This is a genomic window from Lachnoclostridium sp., assembly GCF_031997925.1.
Lineage (GTDB): Bacteria > Bacillota > Clostridia > Lachnospirales > Lachnospiraceae > Lachnoclostridium.
Genome location: NZ_DAMADT010000035.1, coordinates 27,187 through 37,794 on the forward strand (window position 1 = coordinate 27,187; position 10,608 = coordinate 37,794).

Here is a 10,608-nt window from a genome sequence, read left to right on the forward strand (position 1 = left end):
CGCATCAGGCAGTCATCCATCAATTTGCCCGTGAAATGTTAGCTGGTGGTGGTAAGATGGTTCTAGGTTCAGACAGCCATACCCGTCACGGAGCTCTAGGTACGATGGCAATGGGGGAAGGCGGACCTGAAATTGTAAAACAGTTATTAAGCAAAACGTATGATATTAACATGCCTAAAGTTGTAGGTGTATATCTAACCGGAGCCCCAAGAAAGGGTGTAGGACCTCAGGACATCGCCTTAGCTATTATTGGTGCTGTTTTTGCAAATGGATATGTTAATAATAAAGTAATGGAATTCATTGGTGATGGAATCAAGAATTTAAGTGTGGACTATCGTATCGGTATTGATGTTATGACGACAGAAACTACCTGTCTTTCCTCTATCTGGGTAACGGATGATTTGGTGAAAGAATTTTATGAAATTCATAACCGTGCAGAGGAATACAAAGAACTTGCACCTAAGGATATCGCATACTACGATGGTATGATTTACGTTGATTTATCAGAAATCAAACCAATGATAGCAATGCCTTTCCATCCAAGCAATGTTTATACCATCGATGAGTTAAACGCAAATCTTGATGATATTCTTACTGAGGTTGAGAAAAAGGCACTTATCAGTCTTGATAACAATAAGGTGAAGTACACCTTAAGAGATAAAATTCGTAATGGCAAATTATACGTGGAACAAGGTGTTATTGCGGGTTGTGCAGGTGGTGGTTTTGAAAACATCTGCGATGCAGCTGATATCTTAAATGGAAAATACATCGGTGCGGATGAGTTCTCCTTAAGTGTTTATCCAGCGAGCCAACCGATCTTTATGGAATTAGTGAAAAATGGTTCTGTAGCTAAGTTAATGCAAACTGGTGCGACAATTCGTACTGCATTCTGTGGTCCATGTTTTGGAGCCGGAGATGTTCCTGCTAACAATGGGTTAAGTATTCGCCATTCTACTAGAAACTTCCCAAATCGTGAGGGTTCTAAGATTACCAATGGTCAAATTGCATCGGTAGCGCTTATGGATGCACGTTCCATTGCGGCTACAGCTGCAAATAAAGGTTATCTAACCTCTGCAGAAGATATCGATGTGAACTTTTCAAAACCTCGCTATTTCTTTGATAGCAAGATTTATGAAAATCGTGTATACGATGGCGTTGGTAAGCCAGATGAGACAGTAGACATTAAGTTTGGACCTGGAATTGTAGATTGGCCTGCTATGGCAAGTCTTACCGATGACTTAGTTTTAAAGGTGGTTTCCGTGATACATGACCCTGTAACTACAACCGATGAATTAATTCCATCTGGTGAAACTTCCTCTTACCGTTCCAATCCTTTAGGATTAGCTGAATTTACGTTATCAAGAAAAGATCCAGCTTATGTAGGTCGTGCAAAAGAAATTCAGCTTGCAGAGAAAGCAAGACAGACCGCTGATTCTGTTGAGGATATCTACAAAGCAAATACTGAGATAAAAGAGGTATTTACGAAGATCAATCAGAAGTTTTTAGTAGACCCTAAGAAAACGGAGATTGGTAGCGTGATTTATGCTGTTAAACCAGGAGATGGTTCAGCAAGAGAACAAGCAGCAAGCTGTCAAAAGGTACTCGGAGGTCTTGCTAATATTGCAAAAGAATATGCTACAAAGAGATATCGTAGTAATTTGATTAATTGGGGTATGCTTCCATTCTTATGGAAAGAGGAAATCCCATTTAAGAATGGCGATTACTTATTTGTTAAGGATATTAAAAAAGCGATAGAGAATAGAGAAAACGAGATCAAAGCTTATGTTGTAAATGAGGGAATGAAGGAATTTACTCTTACTCTTGGTGAATTAACGGATGATGAACGTGATATTATCCTAAAAGGTTGTTTAATCAATTATTATAGAAACTAAATTGTATAATATATCAAATAATAAAAATTAATGATAAAAGTCAAATAATAAAATGTAAATTAAAATAAATAATTAAAAGAAGTATTAAAACAAATAATTAAAAGCAAGTGTTAAAAACAAATAATTAAAAACAAATAATTAGAATCAAATATTAAATTAATCAGAGTATAGTTCTATGTATTTGGGGACAAATCAAGAGTATGCTCTGATTTTTTTGTCCATGAAAAGTTCGCAAATCGAACTTTCTAAATTTACGAATCGTACTTTCTAAATTTTATTGAATGTTTCTATAGAATGCTCTATAATATTTCGAAGTGGGGAATGCTTATGAGGGGATACGATGGAGGCGATTGATTGAGAAAAATTAAGAAATTATTATTAAGTAGAATCTTTATTGTTAGCGTATTAATTTTAATACAGTCGATATGGTTCATTACGTTTATGCTTAATTTAACTAGTGAATCATGGTGGATACAGATTGTTCTTCAGGCGATGAGTTTTATTGCTTTAATCTTAGTGATTAATCGGAACGATAATCCTGCATATAAGCTTGCATGGAGTATAACAATCCTTATATTCCCGATTTTTGGAGGATTATTGTATGCAATGCTTGGAGGGAAAAAACCTGCAAGGCGAATGCGCACACAGATTGATGCTTCGTGGAAGAGATTTTCAAAAGAAATAAAACAAGATGAAGAGATATTAAGCACCATAGAAGGTCTTGACAAAAAAGTACGAGGACAGGTAGGATATATCGTAAATTATTCTGGCTATCCGGTTTATGGAAATACGAATGTGAAATACTACGAAAGTGGCGAAGAAAACTTTCCTGATATGTTAGAAGCCTTACGAAGTGCCAAGAAGTTTATTTTTGTAGAGTATTTTATCATTGGGGAAGGCCGTATGTGGAATGAAATCCTTGAGATTTTAAAAGAAAAAGCAATGTCTGGAGTCGATGTTCGTTTGATTTATGATGACTTTGGTTGCTTAACTTTACTTCCGTATAAGTATGGAGAAGAATTAGCAAAATACAATATAAAATGTGTTGCATTCAATCCTGTGAAACCTATATTTTCAGCGGTAATGAATCATCGAGATCATCGTAAGATTATGGTGATTGACGGTACCATTGGATTTACTGGCGGGATAAATTTGGCAGATGAGTATATTAATGAGAAGGATCGTTTCGGGTATTGGAAAGATACAGGAGTACGTTTGATAGGCGATGCAGTATGTAGTTTAACGACAATGTTTCTTACTACTTGGGATGCATTTTACTTATCAAATGATACCTTAGGAAACTTTACTCCGGAATTATCTCTTTATCAAGAAATCCTAGACAAAGAAAATAAAAACGATTCCTTAGGGTTTGTTCAACCTTATGCGGATTCTCCGCTAGATGAAGAAAGCGTTGGAGAGAATGTGTACCTAAACATCATTAATATGGCTCAGGATTATGTTTATATCTGTACGCCATATTTGATTATTGATAATGAAATGATGACCGCACTATGTTTAGCAAGTAAACGAGGAGTCGATATACGCATCATTACGCCAAATATTCCGGATAAAAAATTAGTTTTTGCCGTTACACAGTCCTATTATGTACAACTTGTTAAAGCTGGAATTAAAGTGTATCAATTCGAACCTGGCTTTTTACATGCGAAAAGTTTTGTTTGCGATGACGAAATTGCTACGGTAGGAACAATTAACATGGATTACCGCAGCTTATATCTTCATTTTGAATGTGGAGTTTATATGTATCGTAATAATACGATTTACGATATTAAGGAAGACTTTATTAAAACAATGAATCAAAGCATCCAGATGACAGAGGATAAAATTAAACGAAAACTTCCCATGAGGGTAGTTCAATCTATCCTAAGGTTATTAGCCCCTATGATGTAATTTTTATGGCAGAAGTTATGTTTATGATGTCGTGGCAGATGTTAAGTTTTATGATATTGTATCAGAAGCTATGTGTTTGTGATGTCGTGGCAGAAGTTAAGTTTATAAGTCGTGACAGATGTCATATTTATGAGATCATGTCAGATGTCATGTTTATGATGTTTTAAAGTATAATACAATAGAAAGCACCAAAGAAGAATAAATGAATAGGTTTATTTGCGAGAGGAGAGAGTGCCATGGCAATGATAATTGATGGGAAAAGAATTTCTGGAGAAATCAAAGATGAATTAAAAGCTGAAGTTTCTGAATTAAAAAAACGAGGAAAAGAAGTAACCTTGGCAGTGATTCAAGTTGGAACAGATCCTGCATCTACTGTATATGTCGGTAATAAAAAGAAAGCTTGCGAATATTGTGGTATTCGTTCCTTAGCTTATGAGCTTCCTTTAGAGACTACAGAGCAAGAATTATTAAACTTAATAAAAGACCTTAACGATAGAGATGATGTTACAGGTATCTTAGTTCAATTACCATTACCAGACCACATTGAGGAGAATAAGGTAATTAAAACGATTGACCCAAAGAAAGATGTCGATGGTTTTCATCCAGAAAGCGTCGGAGCTCTAAGTATTGGGCAGGCAGGGTATCTTTCTTGTACTCCTGCTGGAATTATACAGTTATTAAAACGCTCTGGAATCGAAATTGAAGGGAAAGAGTGCGTTGTTCTTGGAAGAAGTAATATTGTTGGTAAGCCGATGGCACTTCTTTTGCTTCGTGAAAATGGAACTGTGACAATTTGCCACTCTAAAACTAAGAATTTATCCGAGATTACCAAAAGAGCAGATATCTTAGTGATTGCAATTGGAAAACCAAGATTTCTTACAAAAGAATATGTGAAAGATGGAGCTGTAGTGATTGATGTAGGCATGCATCGCGATGAAAACAATAAGTTATGTGGAGATGTAGACTACGATGATGTTGTTGATAAAGTAAGTGCGATCACTCCTGTTCCTGGAGGGGTTGGCCCAATGACAATTGCTATGCTTATGAACAACTGTGTTTACGGGGCGAAAAAGTTCCAAATATAAAGAAACTATAAAAATACAAAAATATTTCATTTACTAATTGAATTTCCATTAAAAACTGTTACAATAATTTGTAATGGAGAAAACATATGTATATGAAATCTATATTTAGGGAATCGAAAGGAAAAGCAACTAAGATTACCTAAATTTTGTATGCAAGGAATCGCTATGAATAATGGTTGTAAAATATGGTAACGATTTTATATAAGAAAAGGATTAGAAAGGTTTTATAGAATGAAAATATTTTTTATCTCACTTGGTTGTGACAAGAATTTAGTTGACAGCGAGGTAATGCTAGGATTAATTAGAGACCGTGGCTTTGAACTAACCAACGATGAAAGTGAAGCAGATATCATTGTAGTAAATACATGCTGCTTTATCCATGATGCAAAAGAAGAAAGTATTAATACTATTCTTGAAATGGCAGAATATAAGAAAAGTGGCAGCTTAAAAGGACTTATCGTTACAGGCTGTCTCGCCCAGCGTTACAAGGATGATATCTTAGCAGAGATACCAGAGGTTGATGCATTACTTGGAACTACAAGTCATGATGCTATTACTGAGGTAATTGATAAGGTATTAGGTGGAGAAAGAGCAGAATCTTTCAAAGATATCGATTACTTATCAGAGATTAAAACAAACCGTGTTAATACAACTGGAGGTTATTATTCCTTCTTAAAAATTGCAGAAGGGTGCGATAAGCACTGTACGTATTGTATCATTCCGAAAATCCGTGGAGATTATCGTAGCGTTCCAATGGAACGTTTGGTTGAAGAAGCGAAGTTTCTTTCGGAAGGTGGAGTGAAGGAATTAATCCTAATTGCGCAAGAAACTACAGTTTATGGTGTAGATATATATGGAAAGAAAATGCTTCCTGAACTTTTACGTAAGCTTTGTGCAATTGATGGTATTGATTGGATACGAATTCAATACTGTTACCCAGAAGAGACTAATGACGAGCTAATTGATGTAATCAAGTCAGAACCTAAAATCTGTCATTATCTTGATATCCCAATTCAGCATGCTTCCGATGATATACTAAAACGCATGGGACGTAGAACGAATAATGAGGAATTAGTAACATTGATTACAAAACTTCGTAATGAAATTCCAGATATCGCGCTAAGAACTTCTTTAATCACAGGTTTCCCTGGAGAAACTGAGGAAGACCATGAGATTTTAAAAGATTTTGTTCGTAAGATGAGATTTGAACGTCTAGGAGTATTTACTTATTCAAAAGAAGAGAATACACCAGCAGCGAAGATGAAAGATCAGATTACTAAGAAGGTAAAAGTAGCTCGTCAAAAAGAACTGATGGAAATTCAACAGGGTATTGCTTTTGAAAGAGCGGAATCAATGGTTGGACGTAAATTAAAGGTTATGATCGAAGGAAAACTTGTAGAAGAAGGAATTTTCATTGGAAGAACCTATATGGACGCTCCGAATATTGATGGATATATATTTGTACACACCAAGGATGAACTTATGTCTGGTGAGTTTGTGGAGGTTACAGTAACTGAAGCAAAAGAATATGATTTAATAGGGACAGCCGAGTAGGCTTAAGGAGGAAATTATGAATCTGCCAAATAAGATTACAATATTTAGGGTCATTTTGATACCGGTATTTTTAATACTGATGTTATGGCCAGGAATACCATATGGTAAATATTTTGCCTTAGCCGTATTTATAATTGCAAGTACCACTGATTTTATAGACGGTTATCTGGCTAGAAAATATAATCTTGTAACGAACTTTGGTAAATTTATGGACCCTTTGGCGGATAAACTCTTAGTCTGCTCCGCATTAATTTGTTTCGTGGAATTCCAGACAGTACCAGCTTGGGTAGTTATCGTTATCATTGCGAGAGAGTTTATTATCAGTGGTTTTCGTTTGGTTGCTTCCGATAATGGGCTGGTTATTGCAGCAAGTTATTGGGGTAAATTTAAGACAGTTACACAGATGATTATGTGTATCTTGTTTATCTTAGATTCCAATTTACTGATGTTTAATGTGCTAGAGCAGATATTCTTATGGTTAGCATTTGGCTTAACTGTAATATCCCTATTAGATTACCTCTACAAGAATAGATACATTTTATTAGACGGAACGAAATAACATAATATGCGATTAGTTTAATATGCGATTAATTTAATCTGTTATTAGCTTAATAGCAGATTAAAGCGAAAAAAGTATGGCCGGCTTATGATTAAAAGTCAGGCCATATTTTTATAGATAAAATATATTTTTAAGGTGTTTTAGTTAAATACAGAAAAAAGAAGAAAAATTCCTATAATATAAGGAGGGTTTGATGGAGTACCATATTATTCATAAAATGAATCATACGTTTTATGATTTATCAATTCCAAAAAAAATAATTCAACTGATAAAAAATCTGCAAACACAAGGTTTTATTCTTTCGGAATATGATACTGTCTTTGATGCAGAGGATTGTTTGGAAAAATTAAATACAACCTATCCCTTTGTCATATTTAGTGGATTTAAGGAAGAGGAAATAAGTAAACTTAAAAATCTACTTGTGAATGGTCACCATAATGTTAGATTAGAGCAGAAAACATTTGGGGAAAAGATAGAAGTATTTGGTAGTGCTTATTACTTTTTATCCAGTATAGATAGTGCAGTTTTAGAGTTACCTCAGGATATGAAAAATATCAACTTAAGTCCTTCCTACGGTATTCTTTCTTCTCTTGTGGTTAAACTATGTGGTATCAGAAAATCTAATCTAACGGTAGAGCTAGAGAAGCTTAAACGGGGAGATAAAGCTCTAAAAGTTGCAATAGACTGTTTGGAAATCAAAGAAATACCAAAAGTATGCGAGGGCTCGTTAAGAGAAGAACAGTTTGGTGAAGTATTAGATGCCACAATTTATTTTCATAAAAAGCTTAGCGATGAGAAAGAAAGCGAGCAGTGGAAAGATTTCTTACAGAACGAGTTAATAACGTGTTTTGGAACAAGCATTTACACCTTTTTTGAAGAAGAATCACTTGAAGCTCTATTAATCAAGAAGTTGAGTAAAAAAGGTTTAACCTTGACAGCGGCGGAATCATGCACAGGTGGATTATTTATTGCAAATATGATTAATGTTTCAGGTGCATCAAGCGTTATTGACCGGAGTTTTGTAACTTATGCAAATGAAGCGAAGGAACAGTGCCTTGGTGTTTCTAATGATACACTTGTGGCAAACGGTGCAGTAAGTAAAGAGACAGCTAGAGAGATGGCAAGAGGTGCTGCTAAGGTAGCAAATGCTTCAGTTGCTGTCGCAATTACAGGAATTGCTGGACCACTAGGTGGAACGCCTAAGAAACCTGTTGGCACAGTATATCTTTCCTGTTACTATAAAGAAAAGACCCATGTTATATTATTATCAGGAATAGGGTCGAGGGATGAAATAAGGAATCAAACAGTGCAGATGGCTAAGGTATTACTACTTAAAATTTTATTCGAAGACGAATTTTAGTTATCAAAACACAGGAAAGATGAAATAAATACAAAAAAATATGTGATTTTCTTTTCTTTTTGTGATTTTACCATAGAAATGACATAGTTAGCCGTTATTCTTTAAGGGAAGATAAGTATAATTACCGAATTCAATAAATTCAGAAAAGTAATTCCCTGCTATGAATAAGGAGACGTGTGATATGAAAAACAAGAAATTGGTTGGATTAGTCTCAGTGGTATTTCTTTGCATGGTTTTCAATTGGGGTTGCAGTGCTCCAAAGAATTTGGGGCAAAAGCAGGAACCTATACATACAACGGTTCCAACAGTTACCCAGATACCAGTTACGCCAGAGATACAGATTAATGAAAAAGAACTTTCTATATATTCCATCAGTGCAGATACCGCTGAGAAAATATCCGTAATAGCAATGATCCCTTCCGATACGGAGATAACACCGGAACTAATCGTAGACAAGGTAGTTGAGTCAATGGAAGATGAGTCATTCACGATTGGAATTGATTCGGTTACTACGAAGGATGATATAGTCATTGTTAGTTTTACAGGAGATCAGCCACCAGTAAAAAATGTAGGTAGTTCTGTTGAGGCTGAAATCTTAGATGCGATAGCACAAAGTTTATTAGATAATTTAACAGATACCTATCATAAGGTTGTATTTCGTGTGATGGATGGTCCGTATATGTCTGGACATTTTGAATTTGATATCAATCATGTATATATGGAAACGAAGTAGTAAGAAAGAGGAGACTAAGCAAGACATAACGAGTATCGTATGATTTCGGTTGTTTTGTTAGGTCTCTTTTTCATAAGAAAAAAACATTGTATTGCTACAAAAGAAAAGATAGATTACAATAAAGTAATCTGAAAGAAGATATTAGAGTGAAAAAACAAAGTTTTTTCACTCGGTGAATAGAAATTCACTATACTGAGATTGTGACTGCGACTCAAAGTTTGCAGGTTCTGGACAGGCATGGTTAGTGTGGAAGATAGAATCCTAGTTGTTGGCGGCGGTGCTGCTGGCATGATAGCAGCTATTATGGCGGCAAGAAAAAAGAAAAAAGTTGAGTTATATGAGAAGAATGAAAAGTTAGGAAAGAAGATTTATATTACTGGAAAAGGAAGATGTAATATAACCAATGCTTCTGACTTAGAGAATATATTTGCTAATATTGTTACGAATTCAAAATTTATGTTTAGTTCGTTATATTCCTTTACCAACGAAGATACGATAAAGTTCTTTGACGAGTTGGGATTAAAAACGAAGGTGGAGCGTGGAAATAGAGTATTTCCGGTATCTGATCATTCCTCTGATGTTATATCTACTCTTGAGAGGGAGATGAGAAATCTAGGAGTAAAAATTCACTTAAATACCGAAGTTACCTGCTTGCAAGAGAAGGATGGTAGAGTAACTGGTATTACTTTGGCAAATGGTAGTTTTGTAGAGGGTAGTGCTGTCATTGTAGCTACAGGAGGATTATCCTATCCATCGACAGGTTCAACAGGAGATGGATATCGCTTCGCGAAGGAATTTGGGCATGAAATTACTCCAAGATATCCCTCTCTTGTTTCAATACATTTGCAAGAAGAATATGTAAAAGAGTTGCAGGGATTATCACTTAAGAACATTGAAGTAACTGTAACTGCTGGGGAAGCAAACATTTCTGAGGCAGAGACTGAAAATCAAGATCAGGGGAAAAAAGGGAAGAAGAAAAAGAAGATTCCAGAAGGGAAAGAACTTTATCGCGCATTTGGAGAGATGCTATTTACCCATTTTGGTGTTAGTGGACCCGTAATATTAAGTGGTACAAGCATTTTACTTCCCTTTCTAAATGAATGTGAATTGATATTTCATCTGGATTTAAAACCTGCCTTGTCTTATGAGCAATTGGATGCAAGAATTCTAAGGGATTTTGAAGAATATAAAAACAAACAATTTAAAAATTCCTTAGAACATCTATTGCCACAAAAATTAATAGGCATTATAATAACACTTAGTGAAATAGCACCGGACAAACAGGTGAATGCCATAACCAAGGAAGAACGTACCAGATTGGTAGAATGTTTAAAGAACATGACCTTTCGTGTTGCTCGCTTTGGTGGATTCAATGAAGCCGTTGTTACAAAAGGCGGAATTAAAGTAAAAGAAATAGATCCTACTACGATGGAATCCAAGCTAATCAACGGTGTTTATTTTGTTGGCGAGGTCCTAGATTTGGATGCGTTAACTGGTGGCTATAATTTACAGATTGC

9 protein-coding genes are annotated in these 10,608 nt (G+C 35.3%); all 9 read left to right on the forward strand.

Annotated elements, in window-relative coordinates; all coding sequences use genetic code 11:
- Nucleotides 1-1,892 (forward strand): hydratase (locus RTP52_RS17370; RefSeq protein ID WP_312372691.1); only part of this gene is annotated, 1,892 nt, incomplete at its 5' end.
- A 354-nt stretch (nucleotides 1,893-2,246) separates the two neighbouring features.
- On the forward strand, nucleotides 2,247-3,800 hold the full coding sequence (gene cls / locus RTP52_RS17375; protein ID WP_312105140.1) for a cardiolipin synthase: 1,554 nt from the start codon (nucleotides 2,247-2,249) through the stop codon (nucleotides 3,798-3,800).
- A gap of 5 nt (nucleotides 3,801-3,805) precedes the next feature.
- Entirely contained in the window at nucleotides 3,806-3,967 is a 162-nt protein-coding gene (locus tag RTP52_RS17380; RefSeq protein WP_312372692.1) for a hypothetical protein, read from the forward strand.
- A gap of 69 nt (nucleotides 3,968-4,036) precedes the next feature.
- The gene (folD, locus tag RTP52_RS17385; RefSeq protein WP_312372694.1) at nucleotides 4,037-4,885 is read left to right on the forward strand and encodes a bifunctional methylenetetrahydrofolate dehydrogenase/methenyltetrahydrofolate cyclohydrolase FolD; all 849 of its coding nucleotides are present in this window, start codon (nucleotides 4,037-4,039) and stop codon (nucleotides 4,883-4,885) included.
- 231 nt (nucleotides 4,886-5,116) lie between these two features.
- Nucleotides 5,117-6,439, forward strand: a complete 1,323-nt coding sequence (gene rimO, locus RTP52_RS17390; RefSeq protein ID WP_312372696.1) for a 30S ribosomal protein S12 methylthiotransferase RimO — start codon at nucleotides 5,117-5,119, stop codon at nucleotides 6,437-6,439.
- Between the two features lie 16 nt (nucleotides 6,440-6,455).
- Nucleotides 6,456-6,998, forward strand: a complete 543-nt coding sequence (gene pgsA, locus RTP52_RS17395; protein ID WP_312105130.1) for a CDP-diacylglycerol--glycerol-3-phosphate 3-phosphatidyltransferase — start codon at nucleotides 6,456-6,458, stop codon at nucleotides 6,996-6,998.
- A gap of 193 nt (nucleotides 6,999-7,191) precedes the next feature.
- Nucleotides 7,192-8,358, forward strand: coding sequence for a CinA family protein (locus RTP52_RS17400; RefSeq protein WP_312105128.1), 1,167 nt, complete (start codon nucleotides 7,192-7,194; stop codon nucleotides 8,356-8,358).
- 181 nt (nucleotides 8,359-8,539) lie between these two features.
- Complete coding sequence (locus RTP52_RS17405; protein WP_312105126.1) at nucleotides 8,540-9,091, forward strand: hypothetical protein; 552 nt, start codon at nucleotides 8,540-8,542, stop codon at nucleotides 9,089-9,091.
- 237 nt (nucleotides 9,092-9,328) lie between these two features.
- Nucleotides 9,329-10,608, forward strand: a 1,280-nt coding sequence (locus RTP52_RS17410; RefSeq protein WP_312372697.1) for an NAD(P)/FAD-dependent oxidoreductase, incomplete at its 3' end; no start/stop codon positions are given.